This is a genomic window from Anaeromyxobacter sp. SG17 (assembly GCF_022690695.1).
Classification (GTDB): Bacteria; Myxococcota; Myxococcia; order Myxococcales; family Anaeromyxobacteraceae; genus Anaeromyxobacter; species Anaeromyxobacter soli.
Genome location: NZ_JALCYX010000047.1, coordinates 1 through 24,499 on the forward strand (window position 1 = coordinate 1; position 24,499 = coordinate 24,499).

The 24,499-nt window shown below is 72.0% G+C and carries 20 protein-coding genes and 4 tRNA genes; 4 read left to right on the forward strand and 20 right to left on the reverse strand.

The window, feature by feature from the left end; genetic code table 11:
- The 9 genes from MNY60_RS16055 to dnaK form a co-directional block, all read right to left on the reverse strand.
- Positions 1-125, reverse strand: a 125-nt coding sequence (locus tag MNY60_RS16055; RefSeq protein ID WP_242356372.1) for a GTP-binding protein, incomplete at its 3' end; no start/stop codon positions are given.
- 61 nt (positions 126-186) lie between these two features.
- Positions 187-262, reverse strand: a tRNA-Thr gene (locus MNY60_RS16060).
- Positions 263-291: 29 nt separating this feature from the next.
- A tRNA-Gly gene (locus tag MNY60_RS16065) sits at positions 292-367 on the reverse strand.
- A gap of 41 nt (positions 368-408) precedes the next feature.
- Positions 409-491 (reverse strand) — tRNA-Tyr (locus tag MNY60_RS16070).
- A 41-nt stretch (positions 492-532) separates the two neighbouring features.
- Positions 533-608: transfer RNA gene (locus MNY60_RS16075), tRNA-Thr, on the reverse strand.
- A 135-nt stretch (positions 609-743) separates the two neighbouring features.
- Positions 744-1,481 carry a 23S rRNA (guanosine(2251)-2'-O)-methyltransferase RlmB gene (rlmB, locus tag MNY60_RS16080; RefSeq protein ID WP_242361136.1) on the reverse strand — a complete coding sequence of 246 codons (738 nt, stop codon included), beginning with the start codon at positions 1,479-1,481 and terminating at the stop codon, positions 744-746.
- Between the two features lie 55 nt (positions 1,482-1,536).
- Entirely contained in the window at positions 1,537-1,959 is a 423-nt protein-coding gene (locus tag MNY60_RS16085) for a hypothetical protein (protein ID WP_242361138.1), read from the reverse strand.
- A gap of 73 nt (positions 1,960-2,032) precedes the next feature.
- Positions 2,033-2,971: a RimK family alpha-L-glutamate ligase gene (locus tag MNY60_RS16090; protein ID WP_242356366.1), complete on the reverse strand. Its 939-nt coding sequence runs from the start codon at positions 2,969-2,971 to the stop codon at positions 2,033-2,035.
- A 221-nt stretch (positions 2,972-3,192) separates the two neighbouring features.
- Entirely contained in the window at positions 3,193-5,094 is a 1,902-nt protein-coding gene (gene dnaK / locus MNY60_RS16095; RefSeq protein WP_242356364.1) for a molecular chaperone DnaK, read from the reverse strand.
- A 260-nt stretch (positions 5,095-5,354) separates the two neighbouring features.
- Here dnaK and MNY60_RS16100 point away from each other — a divergent pair, with 260 nt between their 5' ends.
- Positions 5,355-6,422: a diacylglycerol kinase family protein gene (locus tag MNY60_RS16100; protein WP_242356362.1), complete on the forward strand. Its 1,068-nt coding sequence runs from the start codon at positions 5,355-5,357 to the stop codon at positions 6,420-6,422.
- Between the two features lie 25 nt (positions 6,423-6,447).
- Here MNY60_RS16100 and MNY60_RS16105 read toward each other — a convergent pair whose 3' ends face one another.
- Entirely contained in the window at positions 6,448-8,487 is a 2,040-nt protein-coding gene (locus MNY60_RS16105) for an ATP-binding protein (protein WP_242361140.1), read from the reverse strand.
- 324 nt (positions 8,488-8,811) lie between these two features.
- On the opposite strand from MNY60_RS16105, the gene MNY60_RS16110 reads away from it, so the two are divergent.
- Together MNY60_RS16110 and MNY60_RS16115 are read left to right on the forward strand one after the other, a co-directional pair.
- Positions 8,812-14,436, forward strand: a complete 5,625-nt coding sequence (locus tag MNY60_RS16110; protein ID WP_374109405.1) for a HAMP domain-containing protein — start codon at positions 8,812-8,814, stop codon at positions 14,434-14,436.
- 8 nt (positions 14,437-14,444) lie between these two features.
- On the forward strand, positions 14,445-15,038 hold the full coding sequence (locus MNY60_RS16115; RefSeq protein ID WP_242356359.1) for a hypothetical protein: 594 nt from the start codon (positions 14,445-14,447) through the stop codon (positions 15,036-15,038).
- Positions 15,039-15,057: 19 nt separating this feature from the next.
- Here the strand turns inward: MNY60_RS16115 and MNY60_RS16120 are convergent, their stop codons facing one another.
- The 5 genes from MNY60_RS16120 to bfr all read right to left on the reverse strand — a co-directional run bounded on the left by MNY60_RS16120 (position 15,058) and on the right by bfr (position 20,286).
- Entirely contained in the window at positions 15,058-15,345 is a 288-nt protein-coding gene (locus tag MNY60_RS16120) for a DUF493 domain-containing protein (protein WP_242340515.1), read from the reverse strand.
- A gap of 113 nt (positions 15,346-15,458) precedes the next feature.
- On the reverse strand, positions 15,459-16,784 hold the full coding sequence (locus MNY60_RS16125; RefSeq protein ID WP_242340514.1) for a PhoH family protein: 1,326 nt from the start codon (positions 16,782-16,784) through the stop codon (positions 15,459-15,461).
- 92 nt (positions 16,785-16,876) lie between these two features.
- Positions 16,877-19,156 carry a diguanylate cyclase gene (locus tag MNY60_RS16130; protein ID WP_242361144.1) on the reverse strand — a complete coding sequence of 760 codons (2,280 nt, stop codon included), beginning with the start codon at positions 19,154-19,156 and terminating at the stop codon, positions 16,877-16,879.
- Complete coding sequence (locus MNY60_RS16135) at positions 19,153-19,458, reverse strand: septum formation initiator family protein (protein WP_242340512.1); 306 nt, start codon at positions 19,456-19,458, stop codon at positions 19,153-19,155. The genes MNY60_RS16130 and MNY60_RS16135 overlap by 4 nt, the downstream gene beginning before the upstream one ends.
- Before the next feature lie 348 nt (positions 19,459-19,806).
- On the reverse strand, positions 19,807-20,286 hold the full coding sequence (gene bfr, locus MNY60_RS16140) for a bacterioferritin (RefSeq protein ID WP_242340511.1): 480 nt from the start codon (positions 20,284-20,286) through the stop codon (positions 19,807-19,809).
- Between the two features lie 71 nt (positions 20,287-20,357).
- Here bfr and MNY60_RS16145 point away from each other — a divergent pair, with 71 nt between their 5' ends.
- On the forward strand, positions 20,358-21,368 hold the full coding sequence (locus MNY60_RS16145) for an FAD:protein FMN transferase (protein ID WP_242340510.1): 1,011 nt from the start codon (positions 20,358-20,360) through the stop codon (positions 21,366-21,368).
- On the opposite strand, the gene MNY60_RS16150 is transcribed toward MNY60_RS16145, so the two are convergent.
- The 5 genes from MNY60_RS16150 to MNY60_RS16170 are packed head-to-tail and all read right to left on the reverse strand — an operon-like array spanning position 21,365 to position 24,474.
- Positions 21,365-21,616: a bacterioferritin-associated ferredoxin gene (locus tag MNY60_RS16150; protein WP_242340509.1), complete on the reverse strand. Its 252-nt coding sequence runs from the start codon at positions 21,614-21,616 to the stop codon at positions 21,365-21,367. The genes MNY60_RS16145 and MNY60_RS16150 overlap by 4 nt on opposite strands.
- Positions 21,613-22,131, reverse strand: a complete 519-nt coding sequence (locus MNY60_RS16155; RefSeq protein WP_242340508.1) for a hypothetical protein — start codon at positions 22,129-22,131, stop codon at positions 21,613-21,615. The genes MNY60_RS16150 and MNY60_RS16155 overlap by 4 nt, the downstream gene beginning before the upstream one ends.
- Positions 22,124-22,603, reverse strand: a complete 480-nt coding sequence (locus MNY60_RS16160) for a hypothetical protein (protein ID WP_242340507.1) — start codon at positions 22,601-22,603, stop codon at positions 22,124-22,126. The genes MNY60_RS16155 and MNY60_RS16160 overlap by 8 nt, the downstream gene beginning before the upstream one ends.
- On the reverse strand, positions 22,600-23,163 hold the full coding sequence (locus tag MNY60_RS16165; protein WP_242340506.1) for an FMN-binding protein: 564 nt from the start codon (positions 23,161-23,163) through the stop codon (positions 22,600-22,602). The genes MNY60_RS16160 and MNY60_RS16165 overlap by 4 nt, the downstream gene beginning before the upstream one ends.
- Before the next feature lie 18 nt (positions 23,164-23,181).
- A complete protein-coding gene (locus MNY60_RS16170) occupies positions 23,182-24,474 on the reverse strand; it encodes a hypothetical protein (protein ID WP_242356139.1) in 1,293 nt (430 codons plus the stop codon).
- Positions 24,475-24,499: the final 25 nt, after the last annotated feature.

Consider the following 24,499-nt stretch of genomic DNA (forward strand, 5'->3'; position numbering starts at 1 on the left):
GCGCGGCCCTTCGTCGCGCAGTACTTCGTGATGGCGGCCGTCAGCGTCGTCTTGCCGTGGTCGACGTGACCGATCGTCCCCACGTTCACGTGCGGCTTGCTGCGCTCGAACTTCTCCTTGCCCATGATTCGCTCCTGCTGTGGGTGCCGTTGGCGCGAGCAGCCTCCGATGCGCGCCGTCTGAGATTGGAGCCCTCGTCCAGGATTGAACTGGAGACCTCGTCCTTACCAAGGACGCGCTCTACCGACTGAGCTACGAGGGCAACCTGAATTCGTCGATCCGACCTCTCACTGGAGCGGGAAACGGGATTCGAACCCGCGACATTCAGCTTGGAAGGCTGACGCTCTACCAACTGAGCTATTCCCGCAAGGTTTTTGGCGAATCCCTTCTCGAGAGGATGACTGACTGTGGAGGGGGGTGGATTCGAACCACCGAAGGCGTAAGCCGGCAGATTTACAGTCTGCTCCCTTTGGCCGCTCGGGAACCCCTCCAGAAACCACCGTGTTTCACCTCGCGTCGACCCCACTGCTCCTGGAGCTGGCGGTGGGATTCGAACCCGCGACCTGCTGCTTACAAGGCAGCTGCTCTACCGACTGAGCTACGCCAGCAAGATCCTTCCGGAACTCGCCGCGGTTCGCCGGTGCGCTCCTGCCGGCGATCCGCCCCGTGCTGCGTGGAGCGGTGCCTTTTAGATGACCTCCCAGGGCTTGTCAAGGCCGCATGTCGCTGGACGAAACGAGCAGCTACCCGCCCCGCTGGCGCGCGGTCTCATAGAGCGCCACGGCTGCCGACGCCGAGACCGAGAGGCTGTCCAGGTCCCCCGACATGGGGATCCGCGCGGCGTGGTCGCAGGTCTTGCGGACGAGCGGCCGGAGCCCCTCCCCCTCGCTGCCCAGCACGAGGGCGATCGGACCTCTCAGATCGAGCTCCGCGAGCGGTCGTTCGCCGTCGGCCGCGAGGGCGACCGACCAGACGCCCTCCTGCTGGAGCGACTCGATGGTCTTGGCCACGTTCGTGACGCGCGCGACCGGGCAACGTTCCACCGCACCCGCCGAGGTCTTCGCGACCACCGGCGTCACGCCGACGGCGCGGTCCTTGGGGATCACCACCCCGTGTGCCCCGAGGGCATGAGCGGAGCGGATGATCGCGCCGAGGTTGTGGGGATCCTCGACGCCGTCGAGCACGACGAGGAGCGGCGCGCGCCCGCTCGCCCTCGCCGCCGCGAGGATGTCCTCGAGCGTGGAGTACTGGAAGTCGGCCACGACGGCCACCACTCCCTGGTGGCGGTCGCTGCCGGCGAGCCGGTCCAGCTTCGGCCGGGGAGCGGTCCGCACCTTCGCACCGGCCGCGCGGCCGAGCCGCTCGAGCTCGGCGAAGGCGGCGCCGCGCGAGCCGCCCTCGGCGAGCCAGAGCTCCGAGAGCCCTTCCCCTCCGGCACGCAGCACCTCCCGCACCGGGTTCAGGCCGTAGACGACGCGCATGGGCGGGCGATCCCGGGGCGCACGCCGGCGCTCGGCCGGCGGACGCGCCGGGTCCTCACTTCACGTTCACGGCGACGGCGACGTCGCGGGTCTGCTTCACGCACCACTGGTCGGAGCAGATGAAGAAGTCGAGCTTCGCCTTCGCCTCCTGCTTGCCGGCGGCGCTCGCGACGAAGGGGACCTCGAAGCGGGGCGCCTCGGCCTTGGGGTCCTGGGCGTCCTTGTGACCGAGGGAGGTCTTCGCGAGCGTGAGCCCCCGCGCCTCGAGCGTGATCTTGAGCGGCGCCTGCGGGTGGACGTGCACCTTCTCGAGCGGGACGATGGCGAGGACGAGCGTCCCCTTCCCGCCGGCCTTCACGTCGGTGGTCGAGCCCTGCGTGTCGATGCGATAGCTCCTGGCCGCGTCGGCCGCGGGATCCGCGGCGCGGGCGAGCGGAGCGGCGACGACGAGGGCGACTGCGACGAGGGCGCGGATCATGCGGGCTCCTTGCGGGATGCGACCGCTCTCATACCAGGGACGGCAGACAGCGGCCATGCATTCAAGCCGGCGCTCACACGGCGCGGCCGCGCACGGCACGGCGCGGCGCCCGCTCCCGGGGTGCGGGGCGACGCGTCGCGGCGGCGAGCGCGACGGCGCGGTCGACGATCTTACCGGCCGCGTCCACGCCGCAGGCCGTCTCCGCCTCCTTGATCGAGGGCGAGCTGTTCACCTCGAACACGCGCGGCACGCCCTTCGCCTCGAGCATGTCCACGGCGCAGACCTCGAGCTTCAGCACCCTCGCCGCCTCCACCGCCGTCCGCGCGTACGCGGGCGGGAGCTCCACCGGCTCGAACCGCGCGCCGCGCCGCAGGCTCCGGGCGAGCCGCCCGACCGGCGGGCTCCGCCGCATCGTCGCGACCACCTCGCCGCCCACGACGAGCACGCGCAGGTCGCGCCCCTTGGCGCCGCGGAGGTACTGCTGCACGACGATGTTCTGGCCGAGGCCGAGGATCGCCTCGAGCGCGGCCTCGAGCGACTGCATGCTCTCGCAGATCATGACGCCGCTCTTCTCGTTGACCGAGAGGAGCTTCACGAGCACGGGGACGCCGCCGACCACCCGCACCATCTCCTTGATGCCCGAGGGATCGCTCGCCATGACCGTGCGCGGCACCGGAACGCCGCTCGCGGCGAGGAGCTGCAGGCTGCGCATCTTGTTGCGGCTCGCCGCGATGCCCCAGGCGCCGTTCAGCGAGGGGACGCCGAGGAGCTCGAGCTGGTTCACGACCGCGAGGCCGTACTGGTGGATGGAGAGGCCGATGCGCGGCACGACCACGTCCGTCGGGGGGAAGCGGCGGCGCCGCCAGTAGAGCGCCGGGGCGTCTCCCCCGAGCCCCATCTGCACGTCGAGGGGGTCGACCACGCGCGTCGAGAGCCCGCGCGCGCGCGCGGCCTCGACGATCCGGCGGGTGGTGTAGATGGCGGTCGAGCGGGAGAGGACGGTGAGGTGCACGGCGCGGATGGTAAGGCAGCGGCGCGGGCGGCGCACGATCCCGGGCCCGCGGAGTCGCGATCTCGCTCCTTTCGCCCTCGGCGCACGGAGCGGCCGCCGCGGCCTCGCCGCGCCCGGTGCGCCTCGCGCCGCCTCGTCCCCCGGAAAGAGGAGCGGGGCCGCCCGCGCGAGCGGACGGCCCCGTGATGACGCTCGGCCCCGCGGGAGGCGGGACCCGCCGGTCAGACCTGCTTGAACTCGGCGTCGACGACGTTGTCCTTCTGCTTCTCCTCGCCGGCCGGCGCGCCCTCCTGCGGGCCGGCGCCACCGGGCGCGGCCCCCGGGCCAGCGGTCTTGTAGAGCTCCTCCGCCGCCTTGTGGCTCGCGCGCTCGAGGCGATCCATCGCCGCCTTCACCTCGTCGGCGCTGCCCTTCTCGCGGACCTTGTGGACCTCCCCGACGGCGTCCTCGACCTCCTTGACGACGTCGGCCGGGAGCTTGTCCTTGTTGTCCTTGAGCAGCTTCTCCATCTGGTAGGCGAGGTTCTCGGCGCGGTTGCGCTGCTCGATCTCCTCGCGGCGCTTCTTGTCCTCCGCCTCGTGCGAGTGGGCGTCGGCGACCATCTTCTCCACCTCGTCCTTCGCGAGGCCCGAGGAGTGGCTGATGGTGATCTTCGTCTCCTTGCCGGTGCCCTTGTCCTTGGCGGAGACGTTGAGGATGCCGTTCGCGTCGATGTCGAACGTCACCTCGATCTGAGGCATGCCGCGCGGCGCCGGCGGGATGCCCTCGAGGTGGAAGCGCCCGAGGGTGCGGTTGTCCCGCGCCATCTCGCGCTCGCCCTGGAGCACGTGGATCTCGACCGAGGTCTGGCTGTCGGAGGCGGTGGAGAACACCTCGGAGCGCTTCGCCGGGATGGTCGTGTTCCGCTCGATGAGGCGCGTCATCACGCCGCCGAGCGTCTCGACGCCGAGCGAGAGCGGCGTGACGTCGAGCAGCAGGATGTCCTTCACCTCGCCGGAGAGGACGCCCGCCTGCACCGCGGCGCCGATGGCGACGACCTCGTCCGGGTTCACGGACCGGTTCGGATCCTTGCCGAAGAGCTTCTTCACCCGCTCGGTGATGGCGGGCATGCGGGTCTGGCCGCCGACGAGGACCACCTCGTCGATCTGCTCGGGCGAGAGCTTCGCGTCGGCGAGGGCCTTGCGGGTCGGCTCGACCGAGCGCTCGATGAGGTCCTCGACCATCTGCTCGAGCTTGGCGCGCGAGAGCTTGATGGACAGGTGCTTCGGGCCCGTCTGGTCGGCGGTGAGGAACGGCAGGTTGATCTCGGTCTCCATCATCGAGGAGAGCTCGATCTTCGCCTTCTCCGCCGCCTCCTTCAGGCGCTGGAGCACCATCTTGTCCTTCGACACGTCGATGCCGGTGTCCTTGCGGAACTCGGCGATGAGCCAGTCGATGACCTTCTGGTCGAGGTTGTCGCCGCCGAGGTGGGTGTCGCCGTTCGTGGCGAGCACCTCGACGACGTTCTCGCCGACCTCGAGGATCGAGATGTCGAAGGTACCGCCGCCGAAGTCGTAGACGGCGATCTTCTCGTTCTTCTTGCGGTCGAGGCCGTAGGCGAGCGCGGCGGCGGTGGGCTCGTTCACGATGCGCCGGACGTTCAGCCCGGCGATCTCGCCCGCGTCCTTGGTGGCCTGGCGCTGGGAGTCGTTGAAGTAGGCCGGGACGGTGATGACGGCGTCCGTCACCTTCTCGCCGAGGTAGTTCTCCGCGGCCCGCTTCAGCTTGAGGAGCACCTGGGCGCTGATCTCGGGCGGCGAGTACTGCTTCGCGTCGACCTGGATGCGCGCGTCGCCGTTCGGCCCCTCCACCACGTGGTACGGGACGCGCTTCATCTCGTCCTGCACCTCGGAGAACCGGCGCCCCATGAACCGCTTGATGGAGTAGACGGTCTTCTCCGGGTTCGTGATCGCCTGGCGCTTCGCCACCTGGCCGACGAGCCGCTCCCCTTCCTTCGTATAGGCGACCACGCTCGGGGTGAGGCGGGAGCCTTCCTCGTTGGTGATGACGACGGCGTCCTTGCCTTCCATCACTGCGACGACGGAGTTCGTCGTGCCGAGGTCGATGCCGATGATCTTGGCCATGCTCTGAGAGTCCTCCTGGACGGGGGGCAACGTAAGGCCGCGAACCTCCCTGTCAAACGGCGCTCCCGGCGATTTTGGTGCGTAGCCCGCTACGCGGTCCGCCACCTGGGCGACGCGCCGCGCGGCCCCCCTGGGCGAGGCCAGGCGAGCCGCAAGTCCCCGTTTTGCCGGAGATTCGCGGCGGTGACGCGGCGTGGCACCGCGCTTGCTCGAAATCGCGACATCCGCGTCACATCCTCGCCGGGGTCACGATGCTTCGAATGGTCAGCGCCGAGCGGTACCCGTTCCTCCCCGAGTACCCGGTCGCCGAGCCGGGCGCCGAGGTCGCGGTCCTGCTCAACGCCAACGCGAAGCAGGTGAACGCCGAGGTCCGGCGCGCCCTGTCGCGCGTCGTCCCTGGCGAGCACCTCTACCTGTCCCGCAGCCAGGACGAGGCCGTCGAGATCGCCGAGGAGGTGGTCGCGCGGCGCTACGCGACCGTCTTCACGGGCGGCGGGGACGGGACGTTCGTCGCGTGGGTGAACCGCATCCTCGAGAGCGCCGAGCGGCGCGCGGCCCGCCCGCCGCGCTTCGGCGTGCTGGCGCTCGGGACCGGCAACGCCGTCGCCGAGATGGTGGGCGCGACGCCGCGGCGGCACGCCCAGGATCTCGCGCGCTTCCTGCGCGGCGACATCGGCGGCGTACGCCGCCTCGACCTCCTCACCTGCGCCGGCCGCCGTACCCCGTTCGCGGGCGTGGGCGTCGACGCCGCGGTGGTGAACGACTACTACTGGATCCGCGATCGCCTGGCGGGCACCCCGCTCCGGAAGCTCGGGCTCGGCGCGTCGGGCTACGGCCTCGCGGTGGCGCTCCGCTCCGCGCCCCGCTACCTGCTCGAGCGCCGCCCGGCGTACTGCGAGATCGTGAACGCCGGCCGCGCCGCCTGGCGGCTCGACGCCCGGGGCGAGCGCATCGGCCGCCCCATCGCGCACGGCGAGCTCCTCCACGCGGGCCCCTGCATGATGGCGGCCGCGAGCACCGTCCCCTACTACGGCCTGGGGCTGCGGGCGTTCCCCTACGCCGACCGCGCGCCGGGCATGATGCAGCTCCGGGTCGCGACCTCGATCGGCGTCCCGACGGTGCTCATGAACCTGCCGAGCATCTGGTCCGGCGAGTTCGCGCACGCGGGCCTGCTCGACTTCCACGCGGATCGGGTGGCGCTGCGGTTCGAGCGCCCGATGCCGCTCCAGGTCGGCGGCGACGCCGAGGGCTGGCGCGACGAGCTCACCTTCGGCATGGCGGCGAACCCGGTCGAGATCGTCGACTTCGGCCCGCGCGCCGCCGCCTGAGCCGCTCACCGCCAGGGCGGCGGCGTCACCGCGCCGGCTGGAGCGGCAGGCGGACCGTGAACACCGACCCCTCGCCGAGCCGGCTCTCGACGGCGATCGTCCCGCCGTGCGCCTCGACGATGCGCCGCGTGATGTAGAGCCCGAGCCCGAGCCCGCCGTGCGCGCGCGAGTTCGTGCCCTTGTGGTAGCGCTCGAAGACGCGGGAGAGATCCTCGGCGGCGATCCCGATGCCGTGGTCCTCCACGACGACCACCGCCTCGGCGGCGTCGCGCCCGAGCTCGACCGAGACCGGGCCCTGCCCGCCGTAGCGCACCGCGTTCGACACGAGGTTCGTGAGCACCTGGTCGAGCTTCAGCCGATCCCAGCTCCCCTCCAGCGCCGGCGCGACCCTGAGCTCGAGCCGCCGGCCGCCGCGCGCGAGCTCGTCCCTGAAGCGGCCCGCCACGTCGGAGACGAGCTCGCCGAGCTCGATCGGCTCGCGGTCCACCTCGAGGCGCCCGGCGTGGAGGCGCGTCACGTCGAGCAGGTTGGCGACGAGGCGGGTCATCCGGTCCACCTGCCGCGCGCACGTCGCGAGCCGCTCGAGGAGCGTGCCGCGGCGCGGTCCCTCCGGGAGCTCGGAGAGCCCGCGCTGCAGCGCCTTCATCTGGAGGTGCAGCGGTGTGAGGGGCGTGCGCAGCTCGTGGGACGCGATGGAGATGAACTCGTCGCGAACGCTCACCGCGTGCTGCGCGCTGCGGTGCACGAGGGCGTGGTCGAGGGCCTGCGCGGCGCGGCGCCCGAGCTCCTCCGCGAGGCGCAGCTCGCGCGCGGTGTCGCGGCGTGCGCCCGCCAGGAACCGGATGGACCCCACCACCCGGTCCCGGCCCCGGAGCGCCACCGAGACGAGCCGGATCGGTCGCTCGCCGAGGAGCCCGCGCGCGCGCTCCGCCGCCGCGGCCGGCAGGAGCGGCCGGAGGTCCTCGCAGACCTCGGCGTGCCCATCCTCCCTCGGCGGGGGAAGCGGGGCGTCGCGCACCAGCGCGCGGAGGGCCTCGATCCGTGCGGGATCGCGGTGCGCGACCGCCAGGATCGCGGGGAGATCGTCGACCGCCTCGACGTGGACGACCGCCGCGTCGGCGATGAACGGCACGCCGAGCCGGGCGGCCGTGTCCGCGGTGGTGGCGAGGTCGAGCGACTCCGCCAGGGCGGCCCCCGACCGATCGAGGAACTCGAGCGCCTCCTCGGCCAGGCGGGCGTCCGTGACGTCGACGGAGAAGCCGCGCACCTCGAAGCGCCCCTCCTCCTCGGCGGGGACGACCCGGAGGTCGGTCTCGAAGCGGAGCGTGCGCCCGTCCGCGTGGACGAGGCCGTGCTCGAGCGCGGCGCCCTCCTCGCCCGGCGAGAGGTCGCGGAGGGCGGCGAGCAGCCGGGCGCGGTCCTCCTGCGCCACGAGCGCATGCCAGGACTCCGGCCCGGCCGTCCACTGCTCGACGGGGTGGCCGATGATCGCCTCGGCGCTCGGGCTCACGAACGTGCAGGCGAGCGACTGGGGATCGATCGTCCAGACGATCGCGTGGCTGATCCCGTCGATGAGGCGCCGATACCGCTCCTGGGCGGCGCGCTCGCGCCGGAGGTTCCTGAGCTCGAGCTGCGCGACGGCGCGCTGCCGCTCGCGCTTCTCCTGCTCCGCGAGGAGCGCCGCCTGCCGGACGATCTCCTGCTTGGCCCGGTGAAGCTCCACGAAGGCGGCCACCTTGGCGCGGAGCACGTCCGGGTCGATGGGCTTCAGGAGGTAGTCGATGGCCCCCGCGTCGTAGCCGCGCGCCACGTAGCGCTGCTCCTCGCTCATGGCGGTGACGAACACGATCGGGATCGTCCGGGTCCGCTCGTTCGCGCGGACGAGGCGCGCCGTCTCGATGCCGTCGAGCTGCGGCATCTGCACGTCCATGAGGATGAGCGCGCAGTCCTCGTGCAGGAGGAAGCGCAGCGCGTCCGCGCCGGAGCGGGCCTTCACCAGCTCGTACGCGGGGTTGCGCAGCACCGACTCGATCGCGAGCAGGTTCTCGGCGCGATCGTCGACCACGAGGATCTTGACGGGCGGGGACGACGCCTGTGCGTCACGCCGCCCGGCGGATGCAGCGTCTTCTCGATCGCGGGGGTCTGCCGTCAGGGTGAGCTCGTTCGTCGAGGCCGACATCGTGGGTTCTGTGGAATCTAGTGCCCCGGCGCGCCATTCAATGACGAAACCGGTGGGGCGGGTGAGCGCCGACCGGTGGGGTACCAAGGATCAGGGGTCGAGGGGATGAACCATCATGGGGGCCGGAAGGTTCCCGACGCGTAGATGGTTCGCGGCCCATGGGATGCTCGAGGGCTCCTTTCGCGCGCTTCCCGACAGGACGACACACACATGCCGAAGAACACGACCACCCGCTCGCACCCCCGCCCGCGCCGTCGCGCCGACGACGGCCTCCAGGATCGGCTCCCAGCGGAGCGCCCAGGCGCACCCCTCGACGGCGCGCGGGGATCGCGTGCGGGGGCGCTCCAGGGGGGCGCCCTCGAGGCGCGGGGGATCGTGCGGGGGAAGAGCGCCGCCGCGGCGCCCGCGCGCTCGCCACGGGATGGGGCGGTCGCCCGCCCGGCAGCAGGGCGCCCGCGTGACGAGGGTGGCGTGCGGACCGGCGAGGAGCTCACCGAGTGGGACCTCCTCTCGCGCGCGAGCCAGGACGAGGTCGAGCAGCTCGTCGACGTGCTGAAGGCCGTCAAGGCGGGCGACTTCTCCGTACGCCTCCCGTACCGGCGCGAGGGGATCCTCTCGCGCGCGGGCGAGGTCCTGAACGACATCCTGCAGCTCAACGAGCACGTCTCGAGCGAGCTCCTGCGCGTCGCGAAGATCGTCGGGCAGGAGGGCAAGATGACGGAGCGCGCGTCCGTCGGTCCGGCGAAGGGCGCCTGGGCCGCCGGCATGAGCGCGGTGAACCAGCTCATCGGCGACCTCGTCGCGCCGACCAACGAGGTCGCGCGCGTCATCACCGCCGTCGCCAAGGGCGACCTGTCGCAGAAGATGTCGCTCGACATCGAGGGCCGGCCCGTCCGCGGCGAGTTCCTCCGCATCGGCACGACGGTGAACTCGATGGTCGATCAGCTGAACTCGTTCGCGGCGGAGGTGACGCGCGTCGCGAAGGAGGTCGGCAACGAGGGGAAGCTCGGCGGCCAGGCCGACGTGAAGGGCGTCAGCGGCACCTGGAAGGACCTCACCGACAACGTGAACGGCCTCGCCGCGAACCTCACGGCGCAGGTCCGCAACATCGCCAAGGTCACGACCGCCGTCGCGCAGGGCGACCTCTCCCAGAAGATCACCGTCGACGCGAAGGGCGAGATCCTCGAGCTCAAGAACACCATCAACGTGATGGTGGACCAGCTCCAGTCGTTCGCGGCGGAGGTGACGCGCGTCGCGAAGGAGGTCGGCAACGAGGGGAAGCTCGGCGGCCAGGCCGACGTGAAGGGCGTCAGCGGCACCTGGAAGGACCTCACCGACAACGTGAACGGCCTCGCCGCGAACCTCACGGCGCAGGTCCGCAACATCGCGAAGGTCACGACCGCCGTCGCGAACGGCGACCTCTCCCAGAAGATCACCGTGGACGCCCGCGGCGAGATCTACGAGCTCAAGAACACCATCAACACGATGGTGGACACGCTCCGCTCGTTCGCCGCCGAGGTGACCCGCGTCGCGAAGGAGGTCGGCACGGAGGGCAAGCTGGGCGGCCAGGCCGACGTGAAGGGCGTCGCCGGCACCTGGAAGGACCTCACCGACAACGTCAACACGATGGCGTCGAACCTGACCGTCCAGCTGCGCGACGTGTCCAAGGTCGCGATCGCCATCGCCCACGGCGACCTGACGCAGAAGATCACGGTCGACGTGAAGGGCGAGATCCTCCAGATCAAGGACGTCATCAACAAGATGGTGGACCAGCTGAACTCGTTCGCCGCGGAGGTGACCCGCGTCGCGAAGGAGGTCGGCACGGAGGGCAAGCTCGGCGGCCAGGCCAACGTCCGCGGCGTGTCGGGGACGTGGAAGGACCTCACCGACAACGTGAACGCGATGGCGTCGAACCTGACCGTCCAGCTGCGCGACGTGTCCAAGGTGGCGACCGCGATCGCGAACGGCGACCTCGGCCAGAAGATCACGGTCGACGTGAAGGGCGAGATCCTCCAGATCAAGGACGTCTTCAACAAGATGGTGGACCAGCTGAACTCGTTCGCCGCGGAGGTCACCCGCGTCGCGCGCGAGGTCGGCACGGAGGGCAAGCTCGGCGGCCAGGCGGAGGTCCGCGGCGTCAGCGGCACCTGGAAGGACCTCACCGACAACGTGAACGGCCTCGCCGCGAACCTCACGGCGCAGGTCCGCAACATCGCCAAGGTCACGACCGCCGTCGCGAACGGCGACCTGTCGCAGAAGATCACCGTCGACGCCCGCGGCGAGATCTTCGAGCTCAAGACCACGATCAACACCATGGTCGATCAGCTCCGCTCGTTCGCCGCGGAGGTGACCCGCGTCGCGAAGGAGGTCGGCACGGAGGGCAAGCTCGGCGGCCAGGCCGAGGTGCGCGGCGTCAGCGGCACCTGGAAGGACCTCACCGACAACGTGAACGGCCTCGCCGCGAACCTCACGGCGCAGGTCCGCAACATCGCCAAGGTCACGACCGCCGTCGCCCGCGGCGACCTCTCCCAGAAGATCACCGTCGAGGCGAAGGGCGAGATCCTCGAGCTCAAGAACACCATCAACGTGATGGTGGACCAGCTGAACTCGTTCGCCGCCGAGGTGACCCGCGTCGCGAAGGAGGTCGGCACGGAGGGCAAGCTCGGCGGCCAGGCCGACGTGAAGGGCGTCAGCGGCACGTGGAAGGACCTCACCGACAACGTGAACGGCCTCGCCGCGAACCTCACGACGCAGGTCCGCAACATCGCCAAGGTCACGACCGCCGTCGCCCGCGGCGACCTCTCCCAGAAGATCACCGTCGAGGCGAAGGGCGAGATCCTCGAGCTCAAGAACACCATCAACGTGATGGTGGACCAGCTGAACTCGTTCGCCGCCGAGGTGACCCGCGTCGCGAAGGAGGTCGGCACGGAGGGCAAGCTCGGCGGCCAGGCCGAGGTCCGCGGCGTGAGCGGCACCTGGAAGGACCTCACCGACAACGTGAACGCGATGGCCTCCAACCTGACCGTCCAGCTGCGCGACGTGTCCAAGGTGGCGACCGCGATCGCGAACGGCGACCTGACGCAGAAGATCACGGTCGACGTGAAGGGCGAGATCCTCCAGATCAAGGACGTCATCAACAAGATGGTGGACCAGCTGAACTCGTTCGCCGCCGAGGTGACCCGCGTCGCGCGCGAGGTCGGCACGGAGGGGAAGCTCGGCGGTCAGGCCAACGTGCGAGGCGTGTCCGGCACGTGGAAGGACCTCACCGACAACGTGAACTTCATGGCGTCGAACCTCACGACGCAGGTGCGCGGCATCATCAAGGTCGTGACCGCGATCGCGAACGGCGACCTGTCGCAGAAGTTCGTCCTGGAGGCGAAGGGCGAGGTCGCGGCGCTCGCCGAGACCATCAACTCCATGACCGACACGCTGCGCACCTTCGCGGATCAGGTGTCGACGGTGGCGCGCGAGGTCGGCGTGGAGGGCAAGCTGGGCGCGCAGGCCCGGGTGCCCGGCGTCGCCGGCACCTGGAAGGACCTCACCGACAACGTGAACTTCATGGCGTCGAACCTCACGACGCAGGTGCGCGGCATCGTCAAGGTCGTCACCGCCGTCGCGAACGGCGACCTGTCGCAGAAGTTCGTGCTGGAGGCCAAGGGCGAGGTCGCGGCGCTCGCCGAGACCATCAACTCCATGACCGACACGCTCCGCATCTTCGCGGACGAGGTGACGGGCGTCGCGCGCGAGGTCGGCATCGAGGGGAAGCTCGGCGGCCAGGCCAAGGTGCCCGGCGCCGCCGGCACCTGGCGCGACCTCACCGACAACGTGAACCAGCTCGCCGGCAACCTGACGTCCCAGGTTCGCGCCATCGCGGAGGTCTCGACCGCGGTGACGAAGGGGGACCTCACCCGGTCGATCACGGTCGAGGCCCAGGGCGAGGTGGCCGCCCTGAAGGACAACATCAACCAGATGATCTCCACCCTCAAGGAGACCACGCAGAAGAACACCGAGCAGGACTGGCTGAAGACGAACCTCGCGAACTTCTCCAACATGATGCAGGGGCAGCGGAACATCGTGTCCGTGGCCCAGGCGATCGTGTCGAAGCTCACGCCCCTCGTGAACGCCTCGCACGGCGCCTTCTTCCTCATGGAGCGCGACGAGGCGAAGGGCGAGCCGGTCCTGAACCTCATCGCGAGCTACGGCTTCGGCGGGCGGAAGGCCCTCGCGTCCTCGTACCGCCTGCGCGAGACGCTCATCGGGCAGTGCGCGTTCGAGAAGAAGCGCATCCTCCTCAGGCGGGTCCCGCGGGACTTCATCTACATCGCGACGGGGATGGGCGAGGCGCCGCCGCGCTGCGTGGTGGTCCTGCCGGTCCTCTTCGAGGGCGAGACGAAGGCGGTGATCGAGCTCGCCGCGTTCGAGGAGTTCAGCCCGAACCACCTCGCCTTCTTCGATCAGCTGATGGAGAACATCGGCGTCATCCTCAACATGATCGGCTCGAGCATGCGCACCGAGGAACTGCTGCAGGAGCTCAAGCGGTCCAACGCGGAGCTCGAGGCGCAGGCGGGGGAGCTGAACGAGAAGGCGAAGCTGCTCGAGCAGAAGAACAGCGAGGTCGAGCTCGCGAGCCGCAGCCTGGAGGAGAAGGCCGAGCAGCTCCAGCTCATCTCCAAGTACAAGTCGGAGTTCCTCGCGAACATGTCGCACGAGCTCCGCACGCCGCTCAACAGCCTGCTCATCCTCTCGAAGATGCTCGCCGAGAACAAGGAGGGGAACCTCACGCCGGAGCAGGTGAAGTTCGCGAGCACGGTGTACACGTCGGGCAACGAGCTGCTCGGGCTCATCAACGAGATCCTCGATCTCTCCAAGGTCGAGGCGGGCAAGATGCAGATCGACGCCCGCGAGTCGCGCGTCGAGACGGTCCGCGAGTACCTCGAGCAGAACTTCCGGCACGTCGCCGAGCAGAAGGCGCTCACCTTCTCCGTCACGGTCGATCCCGCCCTGCCGCGGACGATCTTCACGGACGTGACGCGCCTGCAGCAGATCCTGAAGAACCTGCTCTCGAACGCGGTGAAGTTCACCTCGCGGGGGTCGGTCACCGTCACCCTGAGCGCGCCGGGCCCCGAGGTCGCCGGCGAGGCGATCGCCTTCGCCGTCTCGGACACGGGCATCGGCATCCCCAAGGAGAAGCAGAAGCTCATCTTCGAGGCCTTCCAGCAGGCGGACGGCACCACGAGCCGCAAGTACGGCGGCACGGGGCTCGGCCTCACCATCAGCCGGGAGATCGCGCGGCTCCTGGGGGGGACGATCCAGGTCGAGAGCGAGCCGGGCGTCGGCAGCACCTTCACGCTCGTCCTGCCGGTGCGCTACGCGGGGGCGGACGCGGCGCCGCGGCCGCCGGTGAGCGTGGAGGAGGACCTCAACGTGAACCCCCTGCCGCCCGAGGCCGACTTCTCCGGCCGGACGGTGCTCCTCGCGGACGACGACATCCGGAACGTGTTCGCGATCAACAGCGTGCTCGAGGCCCGCCGGATGCGCGTCATCCACGCCGAGAACGGGCGCGAGGCGATCCGCCTCCTCGGCGAGAACCCCGCGGTGGATCTCGTCCTCATGGACACGATGATGCCGGAGATGGACGGGCTCACCGCCATCCAGGAGATCCGGAAGGTGGCGCAGCACCGCGATCTGCCCATCATCTCGCTCACCGCGAAGGCCATGAAGGGCGACCGGGAGAAGGCGATCGAGGCGGGGGCCTCCGACTACGTGGCGAAGCCCGTGGACCCCGACCGCCTGCTCGCGGTGATGCACGGCTGGCTCCGGCGGGGGGACGCGTGACGAAGACCGTGAAGAAGCCCCTCTCCCCGCTCGTCGCGGCCGCGACGGCGCTCGAGGCGGAGCTCGAGCGCATCGCGAGCGTCGCCCGCGAGGCGCAGCGGCTGCCGCTCGACTCGCAGCGGAACGTGGAGCGCACGGCGGAGAAGCTCGCCGAGCTCGGCGCGGTGGACGCGAAGCTCGGACCGCTCGTGCAGGAGCTCATGAGCGCGGTGAGCGCGCTCGTGCAGGGCCAGCACGATCAGGCGGTGGCGCTCGCCGCGCGGGCCGAGGAGGTCCGCGCTCGCCGCGAGGTGCTGCGCGAGCTCCTCGGCCGCTACGCCGGCCTCGGCCGCGACGCCCAGGAGCTGAACGCGATGGTCCAGGCGTTCGCGAGCGGCGCGCAGCCGGGCGCGGGCGGCGCCGAGCCCCCCTCGTTCGACGCGGTCCGCGAGACCATGACGCGCCTCATCGGCGACGCCGAGGCCGTGGCGCGCGCCTCGGTGGAGCAGGGGTTCGAGGACCTCTCGCGCCAGGCGGACGGCCTGCGCCAGCAGCTGCTCTCGGCCCGGAACAAGCTGAACCTGCTCGACGCGCGCGCGGAGCGGGCGGGCCCGCCGCAGTGACGGCGCCGCGGCGCCGCGCTCACAGGTAGTAAACGACCCGCTCGTCCTCCCAGAGGATCTGGTAGACCGCGCGCCGCTGCTCCTCGGAGTCCAGGCGAACGGCGACCGAGACGGAGTGGTACTTGCCGCCCGCGCTCGCGCGGACGCGCACGCCCTCCGGCGGCGCGTCGGCGACGATCCGCGCCACCAGGCGGCGCGCGTACTCCGCGAAGTCGTCGGCGGCGTGCCCCATGATCTTGAAGGTGTAGTCGAGCGGGTAGTCGAGCGCCGGCGCCGGCACGTCCCGCGTTCCTGAGCCGTCCTGCATGCCCGTAGCCTAGCGAGCGGCGGACGCCGAGGCCACCCGGGACGAATGCGCCGGCGCGCGTCCGGCGAGCGGCTCGCCAGGCAGGCTCGCGGAGGGCGCGGCGAGCGGCCTCGTCACAGCAAGTTCGCCGCGAGCTCCGCGAGCGGGCTCCGCTCGCCCTTCGACATCGTGATGTGCCCGGCGAGACGCTCGCTCTTGAACCGGTTCACCACGTGGATGAGGCCGTTGTTCGTCTGATCGACGTACGGGTTGTCGATCTGGTAGGGGTCGCCGGTGAGGACGATCTTCGTCCCGTCGCCCACGCGCGTGATGATCGTCTTCACCTCGTGCGGGGTCAGGTTCTGCGCCTCGTCGACGATGATGAACTGGTTCGGGATCGATCGGCCGCGGATGTAGGTGAGCGGCTCGATCTCCAGGATCCCGAGATCGAGGAGCTCGTGGTAGCCGCGGCCGGCCTTCTTCTCCGAGCGCGACAGGTTCATGAGGTACTCGACGTTGTCGAAGATCGGCTGCATCCAGGGGTTCAGCTTCTCCTCGACCGAGCCCGGCAGGTAGCCGATGTCCCGCCCGAGCGGGAAGATGGGCCGCGACACGAGGAGCTTCTGGTAGACGCCGTCCTCCATCGTCTTCTGCAGCCCCGCCGCGATGGCGAGCAGCGTCTTGCCGGTGCCCGCCTTCCCGACGATGGTCACGAGCCGGATGTCGTCGTTGAGGAGCAGATCGAGGGCGAAGGACTGCTCCTTGTTGCGCGGGCGGATCCCCCAGACGCCCTCCTTCGGCGTCTTGATGAGCTGCACGAACGCCTGCCGCGGGGCGCTGTACTTGCCGACCGCGGAGTGCTGGGGGTTCGCGCGATCCCGCAGGACGACGAACTCGTTCGGCGGAGGCGGGTCCCCCTCCGGCTGCCACGCGAGCGCGCCGTCGCCGTAGAACTCGTTCACGGCCTCCGACGACACCTCCACGTCGGCGACGCCGCTCCACAGCTCGTCGAGCTCGACCCCCTCGACGTCGTAGTCCTCCGCGTGGAGCCCGAGCGCGTCCGCGCGGATCCGGAGGTTCGTGTCCTTGGTGACGAACACGGTGGGGACGCCGCGATCGCGGTCGAGCAGCTCGAGGGCGACGGCGAGGATCTTGTCGTCGACCGAGTGCCCGTCGACGGCCACCGTGGGCGGCAGCTTCCGCTCGGCGACGAGCACGCGGATGTGTCCCTTGCCGTCGCCGATCGACACGCCCTCGCGCAGCTTCCCCTGCACGCGGAACTCGTCGAGGTACCGGGACACCTGGCGCGCGTTGCGGCCGAGCGTCGAGAGATCGCGCTTGAAGTTGTCGATCTCCTCGATGACGTAGATCGGGATGATGACGTCGTTGTCGCCGAACCCGAAGATGCTGCGCGGATCGTGGAGCAGGACGTTGGTGTCGAGGACGAAGTTCTTTTTCAAGCCTGGCCGGCCCCCCGCGGCATCCGCCTCGCGCCGCAGCGGCAGTGTAACCCGGTGCGGGGTCGAGCGGCCACCGGTCGAGGGCGCCGCCGCTACCCCGCCGCGCGCCGGGGCGCACCGATCGCGGCGGCGAGGACGGTCTGGTTCCGGCCGTGGCGCTTCGCGTGGTAAAGGCACGCGTCCGCCCGCTCGACGAGCTCCGGCTTCTTCGCGCCGTCCTCGGGCCAGGTGGCCACGCCCAGCGACATCGTGACGCGCAGCGGGCCCTGCTCCGTCTGGAACGTCACGGCCGCGAGGCGCTCCCGGATCCGCTCGGCGATGACCCCTGCGCCGGGCCCGTCCGTCCCTGGCATGACGATCGCGAACTCCTCGCCGCCGTAGCGCGCCACCACGTCGGTCTGGCGCGCCTCGCCCGCGAGCACGCGCGCGACCCCGCGCAGCACCTCGTCGCCGACCGGGTGCCCGTAGGTGTCGTTCACCGACTTGAAGTGGTCGACGTCGCACAGCAGGAGCGACAGGCGCTGGCCGCCGCGGGCCGCGAGCGCGAGGTGCTCGTCGAGCCGCGCCTGGAACGTGCGGTGGTTCGTGAGCCCGGTGAGGCCGTCGGTGGTGGCGAGCCGCTCGGCCTCTTCGTAGAGGCGGGCGCGCAGGATGGACTGGGCCGCCGCCCCGCCCACCACCAGCAGCTGGTGCATCTTGTCCTTCGCCGGCGCGCGGTCGTCGCGCGGACCGCCGGCGAGCGCGACCGTGCCGAGGACCTCGTCGCCCACGCGGAGCGGCACGACCCGCACCCAGCCGACGCCCTTGAGCGGCGTGGACGCGTCGAGCAGCGTCTGGCGCGAGAAGTCCGCGCTCTGCGCCGGCAGGGGCGAGTTCACCTCGACCACCTTCTGGACGAGCCCGTCGCCCGGCCCGAACCGCTTGCCCTCGATCGCCTTCCAGCGCTCTCCGTGGACGGCCACGACGCGGTGCACGCGCCCCCCGTCGCTCCGCTCGACGAGCGTCGCCGCCGCGAAGGCGAGCGGCACGAGCTCACCCGCGACCTGGACGATCTCCCGGCACACGTCCTCGGGCTTCTGGGTGCGGTTCAGGCGCTCGATCGCCTCGTAGAACCGCTCCTTCTCGTCCCGGGTGCTCTTGATGTCGACCATCACGCGCTCGGCCTCGAGCGCGCGGAAGATCTCCGCGCACAGCGTCTGGACGAGCTTCTCGTCCTCGTCGGAGAACGGGATGGGCTCGCTTCGGTCCGCGACGATCACGCCGCGCACGTGCCCGCCGCGGCGGTCGATGAGCGGCACGACCACGAGCGCGCCGGGCCGGGCCCCGTCCTCGTAGTAGGTCGCCACCTTGACCTCGCCGTGGAGCCGGATCGAGGTCCGGCGCACGATCGCCGCGCCGAGGGCGCCCTCGCGGGCCGAGACGGTGCGCGCGACGGAGTCGCTCGCGGTCCGGCACTCGCGGAGCTGGAGCCGCTCGCCCGCGTCGTCGACGAGGTACACCGCGCAGGTGCGGCTGCGGAGCGCGACCTCCGCGACCTCGAGCGCGCCGCGCATCGCGTTCTCGACCTCCAGCACCGAGGCCGCCGTCCAGCGCCCGTCGCCGTCGACCGCGGGCGCGGCCGTGCCGGAGGCCGTGAGCCGGAACTCGCGCGCGCGCTGCTCGAGCTCCTTCACCCGGCGCTCCACCGCCCGCTCCTCGGCGCGCCTCGACGAGCCCACCTGCGCCGCCAGCACCGCGTGGTAGAGCACCGCGAACAGCGTGACGAACCCGGCGCGCACGACGGCGGAGGGGAGCTCGTCGGCGTGACCCCCGCGCCCGAGCCACACGAGCAGCTCGAGCGCGACCGCCAGCACGACGAGCGCGAGCCCGATCTGCCGCGCCAGGAACGCGACCAGGAAGGCCATCACGAGGTAGATGAGCGGCTGGAGCGGCGAGTCCAGGTGACCGGCGCTCGCGGTCTGCGCCATCGCGTGGGCGGCCACGACGAAGAGCGCGCCGAGCTCGAGCTGCTCTCGCAAGGTCGCGGCCTCGCCGGCGGCGGCCCGGGCGGTGCGCCGCCACACGCCGGCCCCGAGGGCCAGGGCGAGCGCCGCCGTGCCGGCGGTCTGGGGCCAGCCCGGCGCGGCGGCGTCGAACGCGCCGAGCACGACGAGCGCCCCCGTGCCGACGGTCACCGCCGGAGTCAGGCTGCGCACCAGGAGGCGCCCGGCGCGGCGGCGGGCGGGCGCACCGAAGGTCCCCCCGTCGCTGAAGAGCGCCGCGTAGAGGCGAACGAGCAGGGGCCGCGGGCGCTGCAGCGCGAGCCGGCGCCGGACGGTCGGCGTGGCGCCGATGGGGGCTCGCTGCGCCGCGCCGGGCGGCGGGCCGGTCATGGCCCGGCCTCGCGGCCCTGGCCCACCCAGTAGACGCGCTCACCGGGCCGCACGAAGCGGAGCTCCTCGCGCGCGGCGCGCTCGAGCGCGGACGCGTCCGTGCGCAGCGCGTGGACCTCGCGCGCGAGCCGCGCGTTCTCGGCGGCGAGCCGCGCGTTCTCGTCCTCCATGCGCCTGGCGTCCGCGTCCAGCCGCACGTACCTGCGGATCCCGTCGGGATCGACGGCGGACACCGCCCCGAGCAGCGCGAGCGCGCCGACGAACGCCCTCCAACCCCAGAGTCGGCCGCGTCTCCCGGACATCCGCTCCGGACGCTAGCAGCGGCGGCCGCGCCGTCCAGAAATCGACCGGTAGCGCCCGGGGGGACGACCCGCCCCCACACCTGTTCGAACGGGGGACTGCGTCCCCTGCCCCGCCGAGCGAAGCTCGACGGGGCCCCACCCCCTGCTCGGCGGGGCCCGTGAACCTGCGCGCCCGCGTTCGCGGGCGCGCGCAGGTTCCCCGCCGGAGGGGCTTCGCCCCTCCCGCGCTTCGCGCGGGGGCCGCCCCCGGCAACGGTTCGAGGTAAGCGGCTGCGTCTGAACGGGGGACTGCGTCCCCCGCCCCGGGGGCTCGCTTCGCTCGCCTGTCAGCGAATCATGACCCGCCGGTCAGGACCCCTCCTTCTTGAGCTGCTCGGCGAGGTAGTTCTGCGCCCCGACCTGGTCGATCGCCGTGAGCTGCGTCTCGAGCCAGTCGGCGTGCTCCTCCTCGCCCTCGAGGATGTGCTCGAGGAGCTCCGCCGAGCCGTTGTCGCCCTTGTCGCGGGCCAGCGCGATGCCGCCGTTCAGGACGCCGATCGCGTCCGTCTCGAGCGCGAGGTCGAGCTGGAACATCTCGGGGACGCTCTCGCCCACGTTCACCTTGTTGTAGCGCTGCACGTTGGGGAGGCCGTCGAGGTAGAGGATGCGCGCGATGAGCGCGTCGGCGTCCTTCATCTCGTCGATGGACTCGTGCCGGAACTTCTCGTACAGCCGGTCGTACCCCCAGTTCTCGCAGATGCGCGCGTGCAGGAAGTACTGGTTCACCGCGGTGAGCTCGTTCGTGAGCACCTGGTTCAGCAGATCGATGATCGCGGGATCGGCCTTCACGTCGGTCTCCTCTCCCTGGAAGGCGCTGGCGCGCGCTCTCGAGGCGCGCCTGATATAGGAGCCGCCTGCGCATGGCGGCAATCGTCCTCCTCCTCGTCACCCTCGCCCGCCCCGCCGAGGGCGTCGTCACCGAGACGCGCCCCGCGATGGGCAGCGTCGCGAGCGTGACCCTCGCCGGAACGACGCCGGCGGCCGCCGCGCCGGCGATCGAGGCGGTGTTCGCGGTGTTCCGGCAGGTGGAGTGGTCGATGAACGAGTGGCGCGAGGGCTCGCCGCTCGCCCAGCTGAACGCCTGGGCGGGGCGCGGCTGGGTGCCGCTGCCGGGCGATCTCTGCGAGGTCCTGGCGCTCGCCAAGCACGCGGCGGTCCGCACCGGCGGCCGCTTCGATCCGACCTGGGCGGCGCTCTCGGACCTGTGGCGCTTCGACGGGAACGCGCGCGGCCCCCCGCCGGACGACGCGGTGCGGGCGCGCTGCGCGCTCGTCGATCATCGCCTGCTCGAGCTCCGCCCGCGCGGGACCGCGTGCGAGGCGCGCCTCGCCCGCCCCGGCATGCGGGTGGGGCTCGGCGGGCTCGCGAAGGGCTGGGCGATCGACGCCGCCGCGCGCGCCCTCCGCGCCCGGGGACAGCGGGACTTCCTGCTGCAGGCGGGCGGCGACCTCTACGCAGCGGGCACGCGCGGCGGACGGCCCTGGCGCGTCGGCGTGCGCGACCCGCGCGGTGGACCGCTCGACGAGCTCGCCGAGGTGGAGGTCCGCGATCGCGCGTTCTCGACGAGCGGCGACTACGAGCACGCGTACGTCGTGAACGGCCGGCGCTACCACCACCTCATCGACCCGCGCACGTGCCAGCCGGCGACCGCCTCACGGGCGGTGACGATCCTCGCGCGGCGCGCGGTGGACGCCGAGATCCTGGGGAAGTCGCTGTTCATCCTCGGCGGAGCGCCCGCCCTGCGCGAGGCCTCCCGCTGGGGAGCCGAGGCCCTGGTCGTGGACGCGGACGGTTCGGTGCTGGCGACGCGCGGCCTCCGGAGGGCCCTGCCCGCGCGCTGGCGCCCGAGCGCCGCGCCGCGTTCTCGCTAGGGCGTCTTCAGCCGGTCCGCGGCGGCGCGGAGCGGGACGGTCTCGGCGGACGTGTCCTCCCGGTCCTGGACGGCCACGCACGGCGCACGGCAGGGCTCGGCGAGGATCCGCGCGATGCTCCCGCGACAGCAACCGCAGCACGTGCCGGCGCCGGTCGCGGCGCCCACCGCCTCGACGGAGGCCGCGCCCGCGTCGCGCGCCGCCCGGATGGCCCGGTCGGACACCGCCCGGCAGATGCAGACGATCACTCCGCGATCTCCTCCGCCGCTCCGGCGGCGGTGTCGGCCCGCGCCGGCTCCTCGGCGCGAGCGGGAAGGAACACGGCGCCGAGGAGCGCCGCCCACGCGAGCAGCGTGAGCTCGAGGAGCCCGAACGCAGCCACCTTCACCGGCGCGAGCGCCGGCCCGAGGTAGCGCACCCCGAACGACGCGGCGACCCCCGCGAGCGCGGCGCCGAACGAGAGCGCCGCGAGGCCGCGCGCGGCGCGGGCGGGGAGCGCCCGCGCGAAGCTCACGACGTGCACCACCGCGAACAGCACGAGCGGGATCGCGGCGAGGTGAGGCACCGCGACCTCCAGCAGCCCGGCGAGACTCTTCGGCGCCGCGAACCGCGCTGCGTCACCGAGGTAGAACGCGCGGACGCCCGCGGGGCTTCCCCCGAGCTTCAGCGCGAAGAGGGCCGCCGCGCTCGCGGCCTGCACGACGAGGAACGCCGCGAAGGCGAGCGCCGGGACCCGGAACGGCGCGAGGCGGGGATCACGCACGGGCGTCCCTCCCCACCCGCGCCTGCGCCACGGCGACCGCGACGAGGAGCGCCCACATGGAGGCGCTGGCGAGCACGGTGGTCGCGACCCGCAAGGCGCCGAGCCCGGGCCGCGCGGACACCGCGAAGGGCGCGAACAGGTCGGCGAGCGTGGCGGCGAAGGCCGCGAGCACGAGCCCCCCGCGCACGCCCTCGAGCCGCGGCGCCACGGCGGCGAGCGCCGCGAGCATGAACAGCACGAACCCGTACACGAACGCGCCGACGTGGACCTCCTCCCAGAGCGCCGCCGCCGTGAGCGGCTCCCCGCCCTCCGCCCCGCGGTAGAAGGCCTCCACGTCCGCCGGCGAGAGGCCGCCCGCCTGGAGCCGCTGCGCCGCGAGCCCCGCGAGCGCCAGGGCCGCGAAGACGAGGAACAGCGCGACGGGGGGCCGCGCGCGGCTCCCAGCCGCCGGCTGCTGGACGAGCCACCTCATCGCCCCACCCCCATCGCCTCACGCAGCGCCTGGAGCAGCCAGCGCGACTCCTCGGCCACGCCCCGCGCGGTCAGCGTCGCGCCGCTGATCGGCGCGAGATCCTGGCCCACCGCGAGCCGGTCGGCGGGGCCCTTCCCCTCGAGCTGCGCGAGCCAGCGCTCGCTCGGGCGGTACTCGGACGGCTCGAGGAACGCGAGCACGGTGATCTTGCGCAGGCGCCCATCGGGCTCGAACGCGATGGAGAGAGTCTCCCGCTTGGTCCGCACCACGTGACTGTGGATGACGGCGTAGCCGACCACCTCGGCGCCGCGACGCGCGGTGTAGAACGTGACGAGGCGCTCGCGGACGCGCGCACGGGCGAGCCGCTCGATGCGGCCGACCATCTCGTCGGTCAGGATCACGTCCTTCGCCTCAACCGCCTCGGCGGCCGGGAACACCGCGCGGATGGCGGCCTCCTCCTTCCCGGCCACGGCGGCCGCGCGGGCGCCCGTGACGGGGAGGAGGAGGGCCGCGGCGAGGAGCGCCGCGCGGCCGGTCGATGCGGGTCTCGGTCGGTGCATGGCGCCCGCTCGCATGCCTCAGAACACGTACCCGACGCCGAGGTTCACCTGGTCCGCCGTGGTGTCCGCCTCCGTGTCGGTGCGCTGGTAGTCGGCCTTCACGACGACGTTGGGGATCGGCTTGTAGGTGAGGCCGGCCGTCCAGAGCTTCTCGTCGAGCGCCGCGTCGCGCGCGAAACCCGCGGGGACCCGGTCGTGGAGGTCCAGCGCCTCGTAGCGCACGAACGGCGAGAGCGACTGGCCGAGCTCGGGCAGCGCCACCGCGAGCACGTCGTAGGCCGCCTCGACGTAGCCGCCGCGCGTGCGCGACCCGAGCACGAGGCCGCCGCCCTGCAGCGCGGAGAGCCGGCCCGCGTCGTCGAGCCAGCCCATCGCGTAGAGGCCCCGGAGCTGGAGCCCGCGCCAGGCGAGCTGCGCGTGCGCCTCCGCGAGCGTCACGTCGGCGCGGATCGTGCCCTCAGCGTCCTTCGCGCCCTGGCCCGCGCGGCCGCGGTAGACGGAGCCCGCCACGTCGAGCGGACCGCGCGCGTAGCCGACGCTCGCGACGCCCGCGAAGCTCTCGGCGGGCGCCTCGCCGCCGCCGGTGCGGGCGCCGCGCAGCCAGCTGCCCGAGGAGAGATCGCCGCTCTGGCCGTTGAGGCCGACGAGCGCGTACGCCTTGTAGCGGACCGGGCCGACCGCGCCGTGGACGCCGAGGCCGTTCTCGTTCCAGGTGGACGGGATGAGGTTCCGCTCCACCTCCGGCCGGAACACGCCGTTGAAGAACGGCGGCTCGTGCAGCTCGTTCAGGAAGCCCATCGGCACGAGCACGTTGCCGACGCGGACGCCGACGGCGTCGGAGAGGAGGAAGTCGAGGTACGCGAACTCGACGGAGAGCTCGTGCTGGTGCTCGTACTCGATCTCGGCGTTGAAGAGGATCTTCGGCGTGAAGCGGTAGCCCGTGTAGAGGATCACGCGGTAGAGGTCCGAGTCGGACGGTCCCCCGGAGAGGCGGTTCCGGTAGAACAGCTCCCCGTAGCCGCCGATGGAGAGCCCCTTCGGCGCGAAGTACACCTTCGACGCCGCCGGTCCCATCCCGGCGTACGAGGCGTACTCCACGTCCTTGAGGCCCATCTCCAGCTTGAGGCGCCGCAGCTCCTCCGCGAGCGCCTTCACCTCCTCCTTCGTGGCGGCCTCGCCCTCGCCCTTCGCGGCGGGCGCGTCCGACTTCTCGGCGCTCGCCGGCGCGGGGGTGGCGGGGGCGGCGTCGTCCGCGCGGGCGCCCGCCGAGGCGAGCAGGACGGCCACGACAACCATGATCTTGACTTGCATTCTCACTTGTGGCCCGCGACGGGGC